Genomic DNA, 18,832 nt, shown 5'->3' on the forward strand with positions numbered 1-18,832 from the left:
GGTCAGGCCGCAGCCTTGACCGGACCCGACGCGGCTTGCTTGCCGGCGGCGAGCCCGAAATCTTCGGGGAAATGATCGAGCGCGGACAGCACCGGGTACGGTGTCATCCCGCCCATCGCGCACAGCGAGCCGGCGAGCATCGTGTCGCACAGGTCGCGCAGCAGCGTGACCTGTCGCTCCGACGTATCGCCTTCGCGAATGCGTGCGATCGTCTCGACGCCGCGCGTCGATCCGATCCGGCACGGCGTGCATTTGCCGCACGATTCGATCGCGCAGAACTTCATCGCGTATTCGGCGAGCTCCGCGAGATTCGACGTGTCGTCGTGCAGCACGATGCCGCCGTGGCCGACGACCGCGCCGATGGCCGTATAGGCCTCGTAGTCGAGCGGCACGTCCCACTGGTGTTCGGGCAGATAGGTGCCGAGCGGGCCGCCGACCTGGGCGGCGCGCGCGGGCCGGCCGCTCGCCGTGCCGCCGCCGTAGTCGAACAGCAGCTCGCGCAGCGTGACGCCGAACGCGAGCTCGACGAGCCCGCCGTGGCGGATGTTGCCCGCGAGCTGGAACGGCAGCGTGCCGCGCGAGCGGCCCATCCCGTAGTCGCGATAGAACGCGGCGCCGCGCGCGAAGATCACCGGCGCGGTCGCGAGCGTGATCACGTTGTTGATCACGGTCGGCTGGCCGAACAGGCCGGAGAGTGCCGGCAGCGGCGGCTTCGCGCGCACGACGCCGCGCTTGCCTTCGAGCGATTCGAGCAGCGCCGTTTCCTCGCCGCACACGTACGAACCGGCGCCCTTCGCGACGTGCAGGTCGAACGCATGCGCGGAGCCGAGCACGCGTTCACCGAGCCAGCCGGCTTCCCGGGCGCGCACGATCGCGGTTTCGAGCGCCGCGATCGCGTGCGGATATTCGCTGCGCACGTAGATGTAGCCGAGCGTCGCGCCCGTCGCGATGCCCGCGATGATCATCCCTTCGATCAGGCAGTACGGATCGCTTTCCATGATCAGGCGATCGGAGAACGTGCCCGAATCGCCTTCGTCCGCGTTGCAGACGATGTACTTCTGCGTCGCGCTCGCCTGCCGGACCGTGCGCCACTTGATGCCGGCCGGGAAGGCCGCGCCGCCGCGGCCGCGCAGCCCCGATTCGATCAGCGTCTCGCACGCGGCGTCGCCGTCGAGCGCGAGTGCGTTCTTCAGGCCGGCGAGGCCGTCGTGCTTCAGGTAGTCGTCGATCGACAGCGGATCGGTCAGGCCGATGCGCGCGAACGTGAGGCGCTGCTGGCGCGCGAGATAGGGCAGGGCATCGACGAGGCCGACGCCGCTCGGATGCGTGCCGCCGTCGAGCCAGTTTGCGTCGAACAGGGCGGGCACGTCGGTGGCCGACAGGTTCGCGTAGCCGACGCGTCCAGCGGCCGTGCCGATCTCGACGAGCGGCTCGAGCCACAGCAAGCCGCGCGAACCGTTGCGGACCAGTTCGATCGCGATGCCGCGCCGCTCGGCTTCCGCGACGATCGCGGCGGCAAGGGCGTCGGCGCCGAGCGCCAGTGCGGACGAATCGCGCGGAACGTAGATGCGGGTCGTCATGCGGCCTCCGCGGTGTGGGCGGACGCGTCGGCGAGCAGCGCGTCGAACTTCTCGGGCGTGACCTTCGCGTGCAGCACGCCGTTGACCGTCATCGATGGCGATTGTGCGCACAGCCCGAGGCAGTAGACCGATTCGAGCGCGACGTCGCCCGGCGCGTGCGCATCGGCGCCATCGCCGTGCGCGGCGTCGAACCGGCAACCCGTGCGCGCTTCCGCGTGCGCGGCCAGTGTTTCGCAGCCCATGCTGCGGCACGCCTCGGCGCGGCACATCTGGATCGTCACGCGCGCGGGCGGCGCGGTGCGGAAGTGGTGATAGTAGGTGAGCACGCCGTGCACTTCCGCGCGCGACAGGTTCAGCGCCTTCGCGAGCGGCGCAACGCAGCCGGCCGGCACGTAGCCGGCGTCGTCCTGGATCGCGTGCAGGATCGCGACGAGCGAGCGGCCGGCGCGCGCATGGCGCTCGACGAGCACGTCGGGCGCGGGGGAATTCGGGGACATCGATTTTGCTCCTCCAAAGTCTCATATGCGCTCGGAATGCATATAGTGCGCAGCAGGACTTCGTACTGATTGATTTTGCCCAACGATAAGCGGAAGATTTCGCAGTCGCAATAGGAAATCGGAGTGCATAATTGATTCGAATAGAATGCGACGCGTATCTGACCGTACGCGACACGGAGGGCCGCACCGCGAGCCTGTCGGACGTGGCTCCGTTGCTCGAGCTCGTGGCCGATACGGGCAGCATCGCGCAGGCCGCGCAGGCGAAAGGGCTGTCGTATCGGCACGCGTGGGGCATGCTGCGGGCGCTGGAGTCGTGCGTCGGCGGCGGGCTGATCGAAACCGCGCGCGGCAAGGGGTCGACGCTGTCGGAGCTGGGGCGGGCGGTCGTCGAAGCGCAGCGCCTCGCGCGCAGCCGTCTCGACGGGAACCTGCGCGCGCTGGCGGCCGAGGTGGCGAGTGACCTGAACCGGCGGCTCGCGCAACGCGACGGCGCCGTGCGCATCCATGCATCGCACGGCTACGCGGTCGCGGCACTCGTTTCCGCGCTCGTCGATGCGCAGGCAGCCGTCGACATCAAGTATCGCGAGAGTGTCGAGGCCGTGCAGGCGCTCGCGCGCGGCGAATGCGAGCTGGCCGGGTTCCATCTGCCGCGCGGCGCGTTCCGCGAGCAGTGCGCGCAGATCTACCGGCCGTGGCTGGACGACACGCGTCACGTGCTGATTCATCTGACGCGTCGCCAGCAGGGGCTGTTCGTGCCGCGCGGCAACCCGAAGCAGGTCCGCGGGCTCGCCGATCTCGCGCGCAACGACATCCGCTTCGTCAACCGGCAGCCGGGGTCGGGCACGCGCATGCTGCTCGATCTCGCGCTGCGCGCGATCGGCATTGATCCCGAGCGTATCGACGGCTACGCGTCGGCCGAACTCACGCACTCGGCGATCGCCGCGTTCGTCGCGAGCGGGATGGCCGATCTCGGCTTCGGCGTCGAGCCGGCCGCCCATCATTTCGGACTCGATTTCATCCCGGTCGTCGACGAGGACTATTACTTTGCGTGCGAACGCGCGCGGCTCGACTCGCACCCGCTCGCCGGCGCGCTGGCCTTGCTGCGCGATCCGCGCTTCGTCGAGCGCGTCGCGCATCTCGACGGCTACGATCCGGCCGCGTGCGGGACGCTGACCGGCATCGCGGCGGGGCTCGCCGGCACGGCCGAGGCCGGTGGGCCGGACGGCAACGCACGGTAACGGGAAGCGTGTGAAGCGCGCTGCAGCAGTGGGGGATTTGCGCTACGCTTGCCGCTTGATCAACGTTCCAACAAGCACGCCGTTCAGGCGTCATCCCGCCATGAAATTTTCCGTTCCCCTCGCCGCGGCAGCGTTGACCGCGGGACTTCTGGTCGCTGTTTCGCCGTTTGCGTTTGCGCAGAATTCCCCGGGCGTGCCCGGCGGGATCCTGAGCGAACAGTTCCGCCTGGCCGAGCATCCGCAGATGCCGTTCGCAGCGTCAGCGCCGTCGCAGAAATACCAGAATGGCAAGAAGTCGGCGTTGCGCCGCAAGGGCGATCTGGGGGACCCGAACGGTTGCAACCTGAAGTGCCCGCTGGACACCCAGTAAACCCGCGCCGGCGTGCGGCATCGCTGCCGCCGCGAGCGCGTTGCCGATAACGATAACCGCACGGGGTTGCGCGGTTATCTCCGGGCCCCGCGAAGCTTGCTGCTTCGCGGGGCCGTGTTTTTTGCGCACGTTGCGGTTCGAGCACGAGCATCCGGCGCCGGATCGGCCGAATGTCGAATTCATGAATCTAGGGTTAACCCTGAATTCAGGAAGGATGTCTTCCGGAAACCCGCCTTATTCTTAAGCACGCGCCTACATAAACTTCGGTTTGTCAGCGATGAACGGGTGTTCACCGCGAAATCAGACAAATCTGGAGGTAGGTCATCATGAAGTCGCTCGTTCAAGCCGTTGTCGTTGCTGCCGCTCTCGTCGCCCCGGTCGTGTCGTTCGCGCAGCCCGGCTCGGCACTCACCCGCGCACAGGTCCGCGCCGAACTGGTTCAGCTCCAGCAGGCCGGTTACAACACCGCCCGCGGCGAAGATCCGCACTATCCGGAAGCCATCCAGGCAGCCACTGCGCGCGTCGCCGAGCAGCAGCGCAGCGCGTTCGCGCAGGCGCAAGGCGCCGATGCCAGCGGCTATGGCGCACAAGTGCAGGGCGCATCGGCATCGGGCTCGCGTGCGATCGGCGTGCGCCCGGCCAGTGCCGAAGAAATGAAGTCGCTGTATCGCGGCAGCTAAGCGGTGCATCGCCCGGTGACGCTGCGCGGCCGGCGCAACGACACGTCGCGCGCCCCGTCGCGGTGCCCGGCGGTACCGAACATCCGTTACCTCCTGCCGCCGGCATACCGGCGGCATTCCGCCCGGCCCATCCGGGGCTGGGCGCTTTTTCGAGAAGGCGTGGGACGTATGGTTTCGCCGGCAACAAAAAACCCCGCAGACTTGCGTCGTGCGGGGTTTGTGCGTCAAGCGCGGAATTTGGTGGAGGCGGCGGGAATCGAACCCGCGTCCAGAAGCGCTCCACGACTAGTTCTACATGTTTAGTTCAGTCATTTGATTTAACCGCAGCGACGCGGACGAACACGCTGCACTACGGCGATTCGCTAAATTTTCGACCCTGGCGTCGCGACGCCGACAGGGCTTAACTGACGTAAATGACCTCTGGCGGTATTGCTACCGGTCTTGCGACACTAGCCCGTCAGTGAACTAGGCAGAGGACGGCGGCCGTTAGGCTGCCAGTGCGAACGTATCGTCGTTTGCAGTTACGATTTTCCCATTGATTAACGAGGTGACGGGTCCTCGACATGCCCTAGCCGCTTCACAACCCCTGTCGAAACCAGGTCGCCCCCGCGGATCAGATCGATCATTATAGCCCAACATCGCGCAGCAGTTCGCGTAGTTCCTGCGTCGAGCCGACGAGATGCTGCGCTTGCCAGTCGGCCGGCGCGGCGCCGTCGCCGCAATAACCATAGGCGGCCGCGACCGTCGCCATGCCTGCCGCGCTGCCGGCCTGGATGTCGCGAAGATCGTCGCCGACATAGACGATGCGCGTGGGCGCGAGCGTCATTTGTTCGGCCGCATGCAGCAGCGGGGCCGGATGCGGTTTCGAGTGCGGCGTTGTGTCGCCCCCGACGATGCAGGCCGCGCGCGGCGCCAGGCCGAGCAGGTCGGCGAGCGGTGCGGTGAGGCGCATCGCCTTGTTCGTGACGATGCCCCAGCGCACGCCGCGTGCATCGAGTTCGTCGAGCACGTCGCCGATGCCGGGGAACAGCGTCGTGTGCACGCAGATGTCCGTCGCGTAATTGGTCAGGAACTCGTCGCGCATCGCTTCGTAGCCGGGCGATTGCGGGTCGATGGCGAACGCGCCGCCGAGCAGGCCGCGCGCACCGGCCGATGCCAGCGGGCGCAGCACGTCGAGCGGTGTTTCGGGCAGGCCGCGCACGCGCTGCATCTTGTTGACGGCGGCGGCGAGATCGGGCGCCGTATCGGCGAGCGTGCCGTCGAGGTCGAACAGCACCGCATCGCAGTGCAGCAGGCGCGGCTCGTCGAGCGTGGCCCGCTCGGTCGAAAGGGGAGTCGTCATGCCGGTCGGGAGGTCACGCGCCGCGGCGGCACGCGACGAGATAGTTGATGTCGGTGTCGTTCGACAGCGCGAAGCGCTTGCCGATCGGGTGATAGGTAATGCCCTTGATCTCCACGATGTGCAGATCGGTCCCGCGCACGAAGCTCGCCAGTTCCGACGGGCGGATGAAGCGCGCGTAGTCGTGGGTGCCCTTTGGCAGCATTCGTGCGATGTATTCCGCACCGATCACCGCGAACAGGTACGACTTCAGGTTGCGGTTCAGCGTCGAGAAGAACACCCAGCCGCCCGGTTTGACGAGGGTTGCGCACGCAGAGACGATGCCGGCCGGCGACGGCACGTGCTCGAGCATCTCCATGCACGTGACGACGTCGTAGGTACCCGGCTCGCGTTCGGCGATCGCTTCGGCGGCGATCGCCTCGTAGTCGACCGTGACGCCGCTCTCCAGGCTGTGCAGATCCGCGACGCCGAGCGCCTCGGTCGACAGATCGATGCCTTTGACCTGCGCGCCGAGCCCCGCCATCGATTCGGACAGGATGCCGCCGCCGCAACCGATATCGAGCGCGCGCTTGCCGGCCAAGTGCGCATGCGCATCGATCCAGCCGAGCCGGACCGGGTTCAGCTCGTGCAAGGGCTTGAATTCGGCATTCGGATCCCACCACCGATGGGCGAGGTCGCTGAATTTCTGGAGTTCGTGCGGATCGGCGTTGGTCATGTCGGCAAACGGGCTACGGGAGGAGGGCGGTGCAACGGTGCGTCAGCCCCGAGTATATAAGATGCGGGCGAGCGGCGAAGCGACGAGCGCGTGGACGGGCGGCAACGAAAAAGCCCCGCCGGAGCGGGGCTTTGAAGCAGTCGAAAACCGTGGCTTACTGCGCCGGAACGGTCGTCTTCTGGACTTCTTGCGTACCGACCACTTCCACTTCCACGCGGCGATCCGGTGCGAGGCAGGCGATCAGTTGCTTGCGGTTCTTCTGGTTGCAGCCCGTCGTGACCGGGTTGCGCTTGCCCTTGCCTTCCGTGTAGATCTTGTTGGCCGGGACACCCTTGCTGACCAGGTACGACTTGACTGCTTGCGCACGGCGCAGCGACAGACGGTCGTTGTACTTGTCCGAACCGATGCGGTCCGTGTAGCCCGTTGCGACGACCACTTCCGTGTTCATGCCCTGGATCTTCGAAGCCAGTTCGTCCAGCTTTTGCTTGCCCAGCGGCTTGAGCGTTGCCTTGTCGAAGTCGAACAGTGCGTCGGCTTGGTACGTGATCTTCTGGCTCGTGATGGCCGGAGCAACCGGAGCGACCGGCGGCTGCGGTGCCTGGGCGACCAGTGCGCCATCGCACTTTGCGTTGGCGGTGGCCGGCGTCCAGAACGCGTCACGCCAGCAGAGCTCGTTCGTGCCGTTCATCCACACCCATTCGCCCGTGCCGTTCACCCAGTTGTCGTTGACGGCTTGACGCGACGCCGGCACCGACTGTGCCGAAGCGGATGCAGCCATAACTGCGGTAGCTGCAATGAACGCGAGCTTTGAAAGTTTATTCATATTTCTCCTCTCGAAATTGAGATTACCGCAGGTTTACTGCGAGCCTGTTGACGGTGACAAGTCATACATTGCTCGAAGTATAACATTGGTGCGGCACAAAAAACGTGGCACCGCTCTGTGTAGACTTCGAGCAGCGTCTAACTTTCAGTGCGTTGGCATTTTGCCATATCGTTCCCTTCCTACGAAAAAAAATCCTCCCCACCCTAAGATCGCCTCAACGTTTGTGGTGCATGCGCAACACCGACCTGCCGTAACTTTTAGGGATTGTCAAGTGCGTGTCCGCGAAATTGCGCGAAAGGCTGCATATGTTTACGCGCGTGCGTGACGCCGATTCGTGCGACCCCGCGGCGTAGTGAAGGGGCGCGATCAGGGTTGGCATGGGGCGGCTCGCCCATGGCGACGTTTCTTGCTGTTTACATATAGAGGGGGTGGCGAACTGGCGGCCGATGGGCGCATGTTAGAATCTCGCGTTGCGTTGCGCATGCAGCGCCCACGCGAAAGGCGGTCGCCGTCTTCGCTCCGAAACGATACGGATACATGGATCAATTCGCCAAAGAGACCCTGCCCACCTCCCTTGAGGAGGAAATGCGCCGTTCGTATCTCGATTACGCGATGAGCGTGATCGTCGGACGTGCCCTTCCGGATGTCCGCGATGGCCTGAAGCCCGTGCACCGGCGCGTATTGTTCGCGATGCACGAACTGAACAACGACTGGAACCGCGCGTACAAGAAATCGGCGCGTATCGTCGGTGACGTGATCGGTAAGTATCACCCGCACGGCGATACCGCGGTGTACGACACGATCGTGCGGATGGCGCAGGACTTCTCGCTGCGCTACATGCTGATCGACGGGCAGGGCAACTTCGGCTCGATCGACGGCGACAATGCCGCGGCGATGCGTTACACCGAAATTCGCATGGCGAAGATCGGTCACGAACTGCTCGCCGACATCGACAAGGAAACGGTCGACTTCGAGCCGAACTACGACGGCAACGAGATGCAGCCGGCGGTCCTGCCGTCGCGCATTCCGAACCTGCTGATCAACGGCTCGTCGGGCATCGCGGTCGGCATGGCGACCAACATCCCGCCGCACAACCTGAACGAAGTCGTCGACGCTTGTCAGCATCTGCTGAATAACTCCGAAGCGACGATCGACGAGCTGATCGAGATCATCCCGGCGCCGGACTTCCCGACGGCCGGCATCATCTACGGCGTCGCCGGCGTGCGCGACGGCTATCGCACCGGCCGCGGCCGCGTCGTGATGCGTGCCACCACGCACTTCGAGGAGATCGACCGCGGCCAGCGGATGGCGATCATCGTCGACGAGTTGCCGTACCAGGTGAACAAGCGCTCGCTGCTCGAGCGGATCGCCGAGCTCGTCAACGAGAAGAAGCTCGAGGGCATCTCCGACATCCGCGACGAGTCCGACAAGAGCGGCATGCGCGTCGTGATCGAGCTCAAGCGCGGCGAAGTGCCGGAAGTCGTGCTGAACAACCTGTACAAGGCGACGCAGCTGCAGGACACGTTCGGCATGAACATGGTCGCGCTGGTCGACGGCCAGCCGAAGCTGCTGAACCTGAAGGAAATCCTGCAGTGCTTCCTGTCGCACCGACGCGAAGTGCTGACGCGCCGCACGATCTACGAACTGCGCAAGGCCCGCGAACGCGGCCACGTGCTCGAAGGTCTCGCGGTCGCGCTCGCGAACATCGACGAGTTCATCGCGATCATCAAGGCCGCGCCGACGCCGCCGATCGCGAAGCAGGAGCTGATGGCGAAGCCGTGGGATTCGTCGCTCGTGCGCGAGATGCTCACGCGCGCCGAGACCGAGAACGCGTCGGCGGGCGGCCGCTCCGCGTATCGTCCGGAAGGCCTGAACCCCGCGTTCGGGATGCAGACCGACGGGCTGTACCGTCTGTCCGACACGCAGGCGCAGGAAATCCTGCAGATGCGTCTGCAACGCCTGACCGGTCTCGAGCAGGACAAGATCATCGGCGAGTACCGCGAAGTGATGGCACAGATCGCCGACCTGCTGGACATCCTCGCGCGCCCCGAGCGGATCACGACGATGATCGGCGACGAGCTGACGTCGGTGAAGGCCGAATTCGGCGACGCACGCCGCTCGCGGATCGAGCTGAACGCGACCGAACTGAATACGGAAGACCTGATCACGCCGCAGGACATGGTCGTCACGATGTCGCACGCGGGCTACGTGAAGTCGCAGCCGCTGTCCGAGTATCGCGCGCAGAAGCGCGGCGGTCGCGGCAAGCAGGCGACGCAGATGAAGGAAGACGACTGGATCGAGACGCTGTTCATCGCGAACACGCACGATTACATCCTGTGCTTCTCGAACCGCGGCCGCGTGTACTGGGTCAAGGTCTATGAAGTGCCGCAGGGCTCGCGCAACTCGCGCGGCCGCCCGATCGTCAACATGTTCCCGCTGCAGGACGGCGAGAAGATCAACGTCGTGCTGCCGGTCAAGGAATTCTCGGCCGACAAGTTCGTGTTCATGGCGACGTCGCTCGGCACCGTGAAGAAGACGCCGCTCGAGGCATTCAGCCGCCCGATGAAGAAGGGCATCATCGCGGTCGGCCTCGACGAGGGCGACTACCTGATCGGTGCGTCGATCACCGACGGCGCGCACGACGTGATGCTGTTCTCCGACTCCGGCAAGGCCGTGCGCTTCGACGAGAACGACGTGCGCCCGATGGGGCGCGAGGCGCGCGGCGTGCGCGGCATGCAGCTCGAGGACGGGCAGCAGGTCATCGCGCTGCTGGTCGCCGGCAGCGAAGAGCAGACCGTGCTCACCGCGACCGAGAACGGCTACGGCAAGCGCACGCCGATCGCCGAGTACACGCGTCACGGCCGCGGCACGAAGGGGATGATCGCGATCCAGACGTCCGAGCGCAACGGCAAGGTCGTGGCCGCGACGCTCGTCGACGCCGAGGATCAGATCATGCTGATCACGACCGCCGGCGTGTTGATTCGTACCCGCGTTTCCGAAATACGCGAGATGGGGCGCGCTACGCAAGGTGTTACACTCATCAGTCTCGATGAGGGTACCAAGCTCTCCGGCCTGCAGCAGGTCGCGGAAGCCGAAGAGGGCGAGGGCGAGGCCGACGAGGCGTCGGACGGCGAAGCCTGAATAACGGATGAGACTCGAGCCGCCGCTGGCGCCACGCGCCGCGGTCGGCGAGCAACCATTCATATTTCCAAAAGGGAGTGATGATGCAAAAGCAATTCAAGCAACTGGTTCTGCTGGCTGCACTGGTGCCGACGTTCGCGATGGCGCAAGCGCTGTCGAATTCCGCACCGGCTGCGACCGCGGCAGCTGCGCCGATCGACGCCGACAAGAAGGCTGCGATCAAGGATCTGCTCGACGCGATCGACGCGCCGAAGCTCGTGTCGGCTATCGGCAACAGCGCCGAGATGCAGGCAAAGCAGCTCGTGCCGGCGATCCTGTCGGACGCGCTGTCGGAAAACAAGTCGCTGAACGACAAGCAGAAGCAGGCCGCCGTGCCGTCGCTGCAGAAGAACGCGGTGCCGAAGCTGGTTGACGGCGCGGGCAAGGTGTTCGGCACGCAGCAGTTCCAGAGCGACGCGATGTCGGCTCAGTACGACGCCTACGCGAAGTACTACAGCACGTCGGAGATCAAGGATCTGACGACGTTCTACAAGAGCCCGACGGGCCGCAAGTTCATCCAGGTTCAGGATCAGGTTGGTCGCGACGTGGTCAACGGCCTGATGCAGAAGTACATGCCGCAAGCGATCCAGGCGACGCGCGCGCAGGCTGACAAGGAAGTCGCGGCAGTCAAGCCGGGCAAGTAAGCCGTCCGGGCACGCCGCCCGGCCATTCGGCCGGGTTTGGCGGGAGCCTGATGACAGTGCGATAATGGCCGTTTGCGCGCGAGCGCAAGCGGCCATTCCTTTTCTGGCGCGGTTCTTTCTGCCGGCGGCAAGCCGGTCGCGTCCCTCCCGAGGTTTTCACGATGCGCGTCTTTAATTTCTCCGCCGGTCCTGCGGCGCTGCCCGAGGAAGTGCTGCGGCAGGCCGCCGACGAAATGCTCGACTGGCACGGCAGCGGCATGAGCGTGATGGAGATGAGCCATCGCGGCAAGGAATTCATGTCGATCCACGAGGCGGCGCTGGCCGACCTGCGCGAGCTGCTCGAGGTGCCGGCCAGCCACCGGATCCTGTTCCTGCAGGGCGGCGGCATTGCCGAGAACGCGATCGTGCCGATGAACCTGCTCGGTTCGCGCAAGACCGCCGACTTCGTCGTGACGGGCTCGTGGTCGCAGAAGTCGTTCAACGAAGCGAAGAAATACGGCACGCCGCATCTGGCCGCATCCGGCAAGACGGCGGACGGTTTCACGCGCGCGCCCGCCCGCGCCGAGTGGCAACTGTCGGACGATCCGGCGTACGTGCATCTGTGCACGAACGAGACGATCGACGGCGTCGAGACGTTCGAGATTCCCGACCTCGGCGACGTCCCCCTCGTCGCGGATGTGTCGTCGCACATCCTGTCGCGCCCGATGGACGTCGCGAAGTACGGCGTGCTGTTCGGCGGCGCGCAGAAGAACATCGGGATGGCCGGCGTGACGGTCGTGATCGTTCGCGAGGATCTGCTCGATCGCGCATTGTCGATCTGCCCGTCCGCATTCGAATGGAAGACCGTCGCCACGAACAACTCGCTGTACAACACGCCGCCCACCTATGCGATCTACATCGCGGGCCTCGTGTTCCAGTGGTTGAAGCGGCAGGGTGGCCTCGAGGCGATCGAGGCCCGCAATACCGAGAAGGCGAAGCTGCTCTACGACACGATCGATGCGAGCGGCTTCTACCTGAACAAGGTCGAGCCGGCGGCGCGTTCGCGAATGAACGTGCCCTTTTTCCTGGCCGACGAAACGCGCAATGAAGACTTCCTTGCCGGCGCAAAGGCGCGCGGGCTGCTGCAGCTGAAGGGCCACAAGTCCGTCGGCGGCATGCGGGCGTCGATCTACAACGCGGTGCCGCTCGAGGGCGTGAAGGCGCTCGTCGAGTACATGAAGGACTTCGAACAGCGCGGCGCCTGAGCGCGACGCTGTTCAAACAGCACGGCAACTACGCATGGACGACGAACTGAATTCCCGCCTGAAACCGCTGCGCGACCGCATCGATGCGATCGACGCGCAGCTGATCGCGCTCCTCAACCAGCGCGCCGCGGTGGCGCTCGAGGTAGGCGAGGTCAAGAAGCATTTCAACGCGCCGGTGTTTCGGCCGGAGCGCGAGCTGCAGGTGATCGCGCGCCTGCAGGACATGAGCGCGGGGCCGCTCGCGGGCGAGCACATCAGCGCCATCTGGCGCGAGATCATGGCCGCGAGCCGTGCGCTCGAGCAGACGATCCACGTCGCATTCCTCGGGCCGGTCGGCACGTACAGCGAACAGGCGATGTTCGAGTATTTCGGCCAGTCGATCGAAGGGCTGCCGTGTCCGTCGATCGACGAGGTGTTCCGCTCGGTCGAGGCAGGCGCGTCCGCATTCGGCATCGCGCCCGTCGAGAATTCGACCGAAGGTGCGGTGTCGCGCACGCTCGACCTGCTGCTGCAGACTCAGTTGCTGATCAGCGGCGAGCTCGCGCTGCCGATCCATCACAACCTGCTCACGCAGAGCGGCACGCTTGACGGCGTGACGCGCGTCTGCGCGCATGCGCAGGCGCTCGCGCAATGCCAGCAGTGGCTTGCCGCGAACGCGCCGCAGCTCGAGCGGCAAGCGGTGTCGAGCAACGCGGAGGCCGCGCGTCTCGCGGCGGCCGACCCGAGCGTCGCGGCAATCGCGGGCGATCGCGCGGCCGCGCACTACGGGCTGCAGATCGCGTTCTCGCTGATCCAGGACGATCCGCACAATCGCACGCGCTTCGTGATCATCGGCAAGGAGCCGGCCGGGCAGAGCGGTCATGACCAGACGTCGCTGATCGTGTCGGTGAAGAACGAGCCGGGCGCCGTGTTCAAGCTGCTCGAACCGCTCGCGCGGCACGGCGTGTCGATGACGCGCTTCGAGTCGCGTCCGGCGCGGGTCGGCACGTGGGAGTATTACTTCTACATCGACATCGAAGGGCACCGGGACGAGGCGGCCGTGGCCGCCGCGCTCGCGGAGCTCGGCCAGAAGGCCGCGTTCCTGAAGATACTCGGTTCGTATCCGCGCGCGCGCTGACGCGCAGCGGCCCGCCACCCGCACCGCGCGGGCGGCGTGGTGCAGCGGGCAGGGCAGGCCGGGTGGCACTGCCGAAGGCGGGCTCGGGCAGTATCCGGTGCAGGGCGCGCCGGGTGCGGGCCCGTTGCCCGGGATCTGGACTTCCGTGCGCGGGGCGTCGTTCCGCGCGCGTCACTTGGCTCTTGTCGTGTCAGGCTTTGCATTCAACAAACTGGTCATTTTCGGCGTCGGCCTGATCGGCGGATCGCTGGCGCGCGCACTGCGCGAGCGCGCGCCGGGCGGCGCGGGTGAAGTCATCGGCGTCGGCCGTTCGCGTGCGTCGGTCGAGCGGGCGCTGGCACTCGGCGTGATCGATCGCGCGGCGGCGCTCGACGACGACGCGCAACTGCGCGACGCAATGGCCGGCGCCGATCTCGTGCTGCTGGCCGCCCCCGTCGCGCAAACGGGTCCGCTGCTCGCGCGCATCGCGCCGTGGCTCGACGCCGCGACGATCGTCACCGACGCGGGCAGCACCAAGTCCGATGTCGTCGCGGCCGCGCGCGAAGCGCTCGGCGCGCGGATCGCGCAGTTCGTGCCAGGGCATCCGATCGCCGGGCGCGAGTCGAGCGGCGTCGAAGCCGCGCTGCCTGATCTGTACGTCGGCCGCAACGTCGTGCTGTGCCCGCTGCCGGAGAACGCGCCCGCATCGGTCGCGCGCATCGACGCGATGTGGCGGGCGACCGGCGCCGACGTGCGCACAATGAGTACCGAGCAGCACGATCGCGTGTTCGCGTCGATCAGTCATCTGCCGCACGTGCTGTCGTTCGCGCTCGTCGAGCAGATTCTCGGCGAGGCGGATGCCGAACTGAAATTCTCGTACGCGGCGGGCGGCTTCCGCGACTTCACGCGGATCGCGGCGTCGAGTCCGGAAATGTGGCGCGACGTGTGCGTCGCGAATCGCGCGGCGCTGCTCGACGAGCTCGACGGCTACACGCGCGTGCTCGCACGGCTGCGTGCTGCGATCGACGCCGGCGACGGCGCGGCGCTCGAAGCCGTGTTCACGCGCTCGCGCGCCGCACGCAAGGCATGGCAGGAGCGCGGCGCGCAGCCCGCTGCCGAACCGGTCAAGAAATAACAGGACGATTCCCATGGACTATCTCGATCTCGGCCCGTATTCCAGCGCTTCGGGCACCGTGCGCCTGCCCGGCTCGAAGAGCATCTCGAACCGCGTGCTGCTGCTCGCGGCGCTTGCCGAAGGCGACACGACGATCACCAACCTGCTGGATTCCGACGACACGCGCGTGATGCTCGATGCGCTCGGCAAGCTCGGCGTGAAGCTCGCGCGCGACGGCGACACCTGTGTCGTCACCGGCACGCGCGGCGCGTTCACCGCAAAGACTGCCGACCTGTTTCTCGGCAATGCGGGCACGGCGGTGCGGCCGTTGACGGCGGCGCTCGCGATCAACGGCGGCGACTATCGCGTGCACGGCGTGCCGCGCATGCACGAGCGGCCGATCGGCGATCTCGTCGACGGCCTGCGGCAGATCGGCGCGCAGATCGACTACGAGCAGAACGAAGGCTTTCCGCCGCTGCGGATCAAGCCCGCGGCGATCGTGGTCGACGCGCCGATCCGCGTGCGCGGCGACGTGTCGAGCCAGTTCCTCACCGCGCTGCTGATGACGCTGCCGCTCGTGAAGGCGAAGGATGGCAGGACCGTCGTTGAAATCGACGGCGAGCTGATCTCGAAGCCGTACATCGACATCACGATCCGGCTGATGGAGCGCTTCGGCGTGACCGTCGAGCGCGACGGCTGGCAGCGCTTCGTCGTGCCGGCCGGCGTCCGCTACCGGTCGCCGGGGCGCATCATGGTCGAGGGCGATGCGTCGTCGGCATCGTACTTCCTCGCGGCCGGCGCGCTCGGCGGCGGTCCGCTGCGCGTCGAGGGCGTGGGGCGCGCGAGCATCCAGGGCGACGTCGGCTTCGCGAACGCGCTGATGCAGATGGGGGCGAACGTCTCGATGGGCGACGACTGGATCGAGGTGCGCGGCATCGGCCACGACCACGGCAAGCTCGATCCGATCGACATGGACTTCAACCTGATTCCCGACGCGGCGATGACCATCGCGGTCGCGGCGCTGTTCGCGAGCGGCACGAGCACGCTGCGCAATATCGCGAGCTGGCGCGTGAAGGAAACCGACCGCATCGCGGCGATGGCGACCGAGCTGCGCAAGGTCGGCGCGATCGTGGAGGAGGGTGCCGACTATCTGGTCGTCACGCCGCCGCAACAGCTCACGCCGAATGCCGCGATCGATACGTATGACGATCACCGCATGGCGATGTGCTTCTCGCTCGTCAGCCTGGGCGGCGTGCCCGTGCGGATCAACGATCCGAAGTGCGTCGGCAAGACGTTCCCCGACTATTTCGACCGCTTCGCCGCGCTCGCCAAAGCCTGACCCGACTCACCCGATGAAATCGACCCGACCCTTTCACCCGACCCCCGTCATCACGATCGACGGCCCGACTGCTTCCGGCAAGGGGACCGTCGCGGCGCTCGTCGCCGCGCATCTTGGCTTCCACCTGCTCGACAGCGGCGCGCTGTACCGTCTCGCGGCGCTCGCGAGCGTGCGCTACGGCATCGCGGCGGAGGACATCGATGCGCTCGTGAAGCTGATCGACGATCTTCACATCACGTTCCGCGAGGGCTGCGCGCAGCTCGACGGCGTCGACGTGTCGAACGATATCCGCGCCGAAGCGGTCGGCAACCGCGCGTCGGCGATTGCCGTGCACGGGCCGGTGCGTTCCGCGCTCGTCGCGCGCCAGCGCGCGTTCCGCAAGACGCCGGGCCTCGTCGCCGACGGGCGCGACATGGGCACCGTGATCTTCCCGGACGCCGTGCTGAAGGTGTTCCTGACGGCCAGCGCCGAGGCACGCGCGACCAGACGGCATAAGCAATTGATGCAAAAAGGTTTTTCTGCTAATATAGATGACTTGCTCCGGGATCTTCGTGAACGTGACGCGCGCGACAGCAATCGCGCAGCGGCGCCACTGAAGCCTGCGGCAGATGCCAAGCTGCTCGATACGTCGGCGCTTTCGGTCGATGAAGCTGTCGACCAGGTGCTGCAGTGGTACCGGGCGCTCGGCCAGCCCGCCTGAGAAGGCGGGTGGATGTAGGTGCTTCGCGCTTGAGCGCGAAGCGTGTTTCGAACCCTTAACCCCGTGTGGAATTCGATCTGGCCCTTTCAGCCTGCCATTTCGGCCGGCGTGGCACAGCGATCCATGCACAATCAGATTTTTATGTCCGACCTGCAAACCTCCACCCCGAATACCGAATCCTTTGCGGCTCTGTTCGAAGAGTCGCTGACCCGCCAAGACATGCGCGCCGGCGAAGTGATTTCCGCCGAAGTCGTGCGCGTCGACCACAACTTCGTGGTCGTCAATGCAGGCCTGAAGTCCGAGGCTTACATTCCGATCGAGGAATTCCTGAACGATCAGGGCGAGGTTGAGGTGCAGTCGGGCGATTTCGTGTCCGTCGCGATCGACGCACTCGAAAACGGCTACGGCGACACGATCCTGTCGCGCGACAAGGCGAAGCGCCTTGCATCGTGGCTGTCGCTGGAAAAGGCCCTCGACAACAACGAACTCGTCACCGGCACGATCACCGGCAAGGTGAAGGGCGGCATGACCGTGATGGTCAACGGCATCCGCGCGTTCCTGCCGGGTTCGCTGGTCGACACGCGTCCGGTCAAGGACACGACCCCGTACGAAGGCAAGACGCTCGAGTTCCGCGTGATCAAGCTCGATCGCAAGCGTAACAACGTCGTGCTGTCGCGTCGTGCAGTGATCGAAGCAACCCAAGGCGAAGAGCGCGCGAAGCTGCTCGAGACGCTGAAGGAAGGCGCGATCGTCAACGGCGTGGTCAAGAACATCACCGACTACGGCGCGTTCGTCGACCTCGGCGGCATCGACGGCCTGCTGCACATCACCGACATCGCATGGCGTCGTGTGCGTCACCCGAGCGAAGTCCTGTCGGTTGGCCAGGAAGTCACCGCGAAGATCCTCAAGTTCGACCAAGAGAAGAACCGCGTCTCGCTGGGCATCAAGCAACTGGGCGACGATCCGTGGGAAGGCATCTCGCGCCGTTACCCGTCGGGCACGCGCCTGTTCGGCAAGGTCACGAACATCACCGACTACGGCGCATTCGTCGAAGTGGAATCGGGCATCGAAGGCCTCGTCCACGTGTCGGAAATGGACTGGACCAACAAGAACGTTGCGCCGTCGAAGGTTGTCCAGCTGGGCGACGAAGTCGAAGTCATGGTCCTCGAGATCGACGAAGACCGTCGTCGTATCAGCCTCGGCATGAAGCAGTGCAAGCCGAATCCGTGGGATGACTTCAGCCGCAACTTCAAGAAGGGCGACAAGATCACGGGCGCAATCAAGTCGATCACCGACTTCGGCGTGTTCATCGGTCTGCCGGGCGGCATCGACGGCCTGGTCCACCTGTCGGACCTGTCGTGGAGCGAAACCGGCGAGGAAGCCGTTCGCAAGTACAAGAAGGGCGACGAAGTCGAAGCAATCGTGCTCGGTATCGACGTCGAGAAGGAGCGTATTTCGCTCGGCATCAAGCAGCTCGAAGGCGACCCGTTCAGCAACTACGTTGCAATGAACGACAAGGGCTCGATCGTCGACGGCGTGGTGAAGACGGTCGATGCGAAGGGCGCGGTCATCTCGCTGACGGGCGACATCGAAGGCTACCTGCGCGCATCGGAAATTGCGCAGGATCGCGTCGAAGACGCACGCAACGTGCTGAAGGAAGGCGACAAGGTCAACGCGATGGTGATCAACATCGATCGCAAGTCGCGTGGCATCAACCTGTCGATCAAGGCGAAGGATTCGGCTGAACAACAGGAAGCGATCCGCGGCCTGCAGTCCGACTCGAGCGCTGCTGCGACCGGTACGACCAACCTCGGCGCGCTGCTGAAGGCGAAGCTCGACGGCCAGAACCAGTAAGCCTCACGAGGTCTGCTGAAGTATGACCAAATCCGAGTTGGTCGCGCAGCTGGCACTGCGATTTCCGCAACTTGTCCTCAAGGATGCGGATTTCGCGGTGAAAACGATGCTCGATGCGATGTCCGACGCCCTGTCGAAAGGGCATCGCATCGAAATTCGAGGTTTCGGCAGCTTCGGCCTCAACCGTCGCCCGGCGCGCGTCGGACGCAACCCGAAGTCGGGGGAGAAAGTGCAGGTGCCCGAGAAGTTCGTGCCTCACTTCAAGCCCGGCAAGGAATTGCGCGAACGCGTCGACGGCCGCGCCGGCGAGCCGCTGAAAGCTGATGATCCGGACGACGAGCGTTGAGCGTCGTTCGGCTTGCCCGGAATCTGTCCGGCGAAGGCTGAAGAAAAAAGCGCCCCTAGCGGGCGCTTTTTTC

Annotated in this window: 17 protein-coding genes and 1 other RNA gene; 12 read left to right on the forward strand and 6 right to left on the reverse strand. The window is 65.6% G+C overall.

The window, feature by feature from the left end; translation table 11 throughout:
• Nucleotides 1-2: 2 nt before the first annotated feature.
• Nucleotides 3-1,580 (reverse strand): formate dehydrogenase beta subunit, encoded by a 1,578-nt coding sequence (locus tag LMA02_RS04715; RefSeq protein WP_228907111.1) that lies wholly within the window; start codon nucleotides 1,578-1,580, stop codon nucleotides 3-5.
• Nucleotides 1,577-2,077: an NAD(P)H-dependent oxidoreductase subunit E gene (locus LMA02_RS04720; protein WP_175763310.1), complete on the reverse strand. Its 501-nt coding sequence runs from the start codon at nucleotides 2,075-2,077 to the stop codon at nucleotides 1,577-1,579. The genes LMA02_RS04715 and LMA02_RS04720 overlap by 4 nt, the downstream gene beginning before the upstream one ends.
• A gap of 131 nt (nucleotides 2,078-2,208) precedes the next feature.
• Here LMA02_RS04720 and LMA02_RS04725 point away from each other — a divergent pair, with 131 nt between their 5' ends.
• From LMA02_RS04725 to LMA02_RS04735, 3 genes are all read left to right on the forward strand, one after another.
• Entirely contained in the window at nucleotides 2,209-3,315 is a 1,107-nt protein-coding gene (locus LMA02_RS04725; protein WP_228907112.1) for a substrate-binding domain-containing protein, read from the forward strand.
• 100 nt (nucleotides 3,316-3,415) lie between these two features.
• Entirely contained in the window at nucleotides 3,416-3,685 is a 270-nt protein-coding gene (locus LMA02_RS04730; RefSeq protein ID WP_012363336.1) for a hypothetical protein, read from the forward strand.
• A gap of 326 nt (nucleotides 3,686-4,011) precedes the next feature.
• Nucleotides 4,012-4,365 (forward strand): DUF4148 domain-containing protein, encoded by a 354-nt coding sequence (locus LMA02_RS04735; protein ID WP_166722795.1) that lies wholly within the window; start codon nucleotides 4,012-4,014, stop codon nucleotides 4,363-4,365.
• A gap of 238 nt (nucleotides 4,366-4,603) precedes the next feature.
• On the opposite strand, the gene ssrA is transcribed toward LMA02_RS04735, so the two are convergent.
• The 4 genes from ssrA to ompA form a co-directional block, all read right to left on the reverse strand.
• Nucleotides 4,604-4,973: a transfer-messenger RNA gene (gene ssrA, locus LMA02_RS04740) on the reverse strand.
• 17 nt (nucleotides 4,974-4,990) lie between these two features.
• Nucleotides 4,991-5,707: a phosphoglycolate phosphatase gene (gph, locus tag LMA02_RS04745; protein WP_228907113.1), complete on the reverse strand. Its 717-nt coding sequence runs from the start codon at nucleotides 5,705-5,707 to the stop codon at nucleotides 4,991-4,993.
• A gap of 13 nt (nucleotides 5,708-5,720) precedes the next feature.
• The gene (gene ubiG, locus LMA02_RS04750; RefSeq protein ID WP_166722797.1) at nucleotides 5,721-6,419 is read right to left on the reverse strand and encodes a bifunctional 2-polyprenyl-6-hydroxyphenol methylase/3-demethylubiquinol 3-O-methyltransferase UbiG; all 699 of its coding nucleotides are present in this window, start codon (nucleotides 6,417-6,419) and stop codon (nucleotides 5,721-5,723) included.
• Between the two features lie 154 nt (nucleotides 6,420-6,573).
• Entirely contained in the window at nucleotides 6,574-7,242 is a 669-nt protein-coding gene (ompA, locus tag LMA02_RS04755; protein ID WP_006400736.1) for an outer membrane protein OmpA, read from the reverse strand.
• Nucleotides 7,243-7,779: 537 nt separating this feature from the next.
• Here ompA and gyrA point away from each other — a divergent pair.
• From gyrA to LMA02_RS04800, 9 genes are all read left to right on the forward strand, one after another.
• Nucleotides 7,780-10,383, forward strand: a complete 2,604-nt coding sequence (gene gyrA, locus LMA02_RS04760; protein ID WP_012363342.1) for a DNA gyrase subunit A — start codon at nucleotides 7,780-7,782, stop codon at nucleotides 10,381-10,383.
• Between the two features lie 83 nt (nucleotides 10,384-10,466).
• Complete coding sequence (locus LMA02_RS04765) at nucleotides 10,467-11,066, forward strand: DUF2059 domain-containing protein (RefSeq protein ID WP_006750759.1); 600 nt, start codon at nucleotides 10,467-10,469, stop codon at nucleotides 11,064-11,066.
• A gap of 161 nt (nucleotides 11,067-11,227) precedes the next feature.
• Nucleotides 11,228-12,310, forward strand: a complete 1,083-nt coding sequence (gene serC / locus LMA02_RS04770; RefSeq protein ID WP_228907114.1) for a 3-phosphoserine/phosphohydroxythreonine transaminase — start codon at nucleotides 11,228-11,230, stop codon at nucleotides 12,308-12,310.
• Between the two features lie 34 nt (nucleotides 12,311-12,344).
• Nucleotides 12,345-13,427, forward strand: a complete 1,083-nt coding sequence (gene pheA, locus LMA02_RS04775; protein WP_228907115.1) for a prephenate dehydratase — start codon at nucleotides 12,345-12,347, stop codon at nucleotides 13,425-13,427.
• A gap of 187 nt (nucleotides 13,428-13,614) precedes the next feature.
• Complete coding sequence (locus tag LMA02_RS04780) at nucleotides 13,615-14,541, forward strand: prephenate dehydrogenase (RefSeq protein ID WP_228907116.1); 927 nt, start codon at nucleotides 13,615-13,617, stop codon at nucleotides 14,539-14,541.
• Nucleotides 14,542-14,554: 13 nt separating this feature from the next.
• Nucleotides 14,555-15,859, forward strand: a complete 1,305-nt coding sequence (aroA, locus tag LMA02_RS04785) for a 3-phosphoshikimate 1-carboxyvinyltransferase (RefSeq protein WP_228907117.1) — start codon at nucleotides 14,555-14,557, stop codon at nucleotides 15,857-15,859.
• A gap of 13 nt (nucleotides 15,860-15,872) precedes the next feature.
• Nucleotides 15,873-16,559, forward strand: coding sequence for a (d)CMP kinase (gene cmk, locus LMA02_RS04790; RefSeq protein WP_228907118.1), 687 nt, complete (start codon nucleotides 15,873-15,875; stop codon nucleotides 16,557-16,559).
• 141 nt (nucleotides 16,560-16,700) lie between these two features.
• Nucleotides 16,701-18,413, forward strand: coding sequence for a 30S ribosomal protein S1 (rpsA, locus tag LMA02_RS04795; RefSeq protein WP_166722803.1), 1,713 nt, complete (start codon nucleotides 16,701-16,703; stop codon nucleotides 18,411-18,413).
• Between the two features lie 22 nt (nucleotides 18,414-18,435).
• Complete coding sequence (locus LMA02_RS04800) at nucleotides 18,436-18,759, forward strand: integration host factor subunit beta (protein ID WP_006750752.1); 324 nt, start codon at nucleotides 18,436-18,438, stop codon at nucleotides 18,757-18,759.
• The last annotated feature ends 73 nt before the right edge of the window (nucleotides 18,760-18,832 follow it).

Origin of the sequence: Burkholderia sp. B21-005 (assembly GCF_020843965.1) — a bacterium.
GTDB lineage: Bacteria > Pseudomonadota > Gammaproteobacteria > Burkholderiales > Burkholderiaceae > Burkholderia > Burkholderia ambifaria.

Coding starts and splice junctions, on each gene's coding strand:
- LMA02_RS04715 (WP_228907111.1), bottom strand. CDS start 1,580: ATGACGACCCGCATCTACGTTCCGCGCGATTCGTCCGCACTGGCGCTC.
- LMA02_RS04720 (WP_175763310.1), bottom strand. CDS start 2,077: ATGTCCCCGAATTCCCCCGCGCCCGACGTGCTCGTCGAGCGCCATGCG.
- LMA02_RS04730 (WP_012363336.1), top strand. CDS start 3,416: ATGAAATTTTCCGTTCCCCTCGCCGCGGCAGCGTTGACCGCGGGACTT.
- LMA02_RS04735 (WP_166722795.1), top strand. CDS start 4,012: ATGAAGTCGCTCGTTCAAGCCGTTGTCGTTGCTGCCGCTCTCGTCGCC.
- gph (WP_228907113.1), bottom strand. CDS start 5,707: ATGACGACTCCCCTTTCGACCGAGCGGGCCACGCTCGACGAGCCGCGC.
- ubiG (WP_166722797.1), bottom strand. CDS start 6,419: ATGACCAACGCCGATCCGCACGAACTCCAGAAATTCAGCGACCTCGCC.
- ompA (WP_006400736.1), bottom strand. CDS start 7,242: ATGAATAAACTTTCAAAGCTCGCGTTCATTGCAGCTACCGCAGTTATG.
- gyrA (WP_012363342.1), top strand. CDS start 7,780: ATGGATCAATTCGCCAAAGAGACCCTGCCCACCTCCCTTGAGGAGGAA.
- LMA02_RS04765 (WP_006750759.1), top strand. CDS start 10,467: ATGCAAAAGCAATTCAAGCAACTGGTTCTGCTGGCTGCACTGGTGCCG.
- serC (WP_228907114.1), top strand. CDS start 11,228: ATGCGCGTCTTTAATTTCTCCGCCGGTCCTGCGGCGCTGCCCGAGGAA.
- pheA (WP_228907115.1), top strand. CDS start 12,345: ATGGACGACGAACTGAATTCCCGCCTGAAACCGCTGCGCGACCGCATC.
- aroA (WP_228907117.1), top strand. CDS start 14,555: ATGGACTATCTCGATCTCGGCCCGTATTCCAGCGCTTCGGGCACCGTG.
- cmk (WP_228907118.1), top strand. CDS start 15,873: ATGAAATCGACCCGACCCTTTCACCCGACCCCCGTCATCACGATCGAC.
- rpsA (WP_166722803.1), top strand. CDS start 16,701: ATGTCCGACCTGCAAACCTCCACCCCGAATACCGAATCCTTTGCGGCT.
- LMA02_RS04800 (WP_006750752.1), top strand. CDS start 18,436: ATGACCAAATCCGAGTTGGTCGCGCAGCTGGCACTGCGATTTCCGCAA.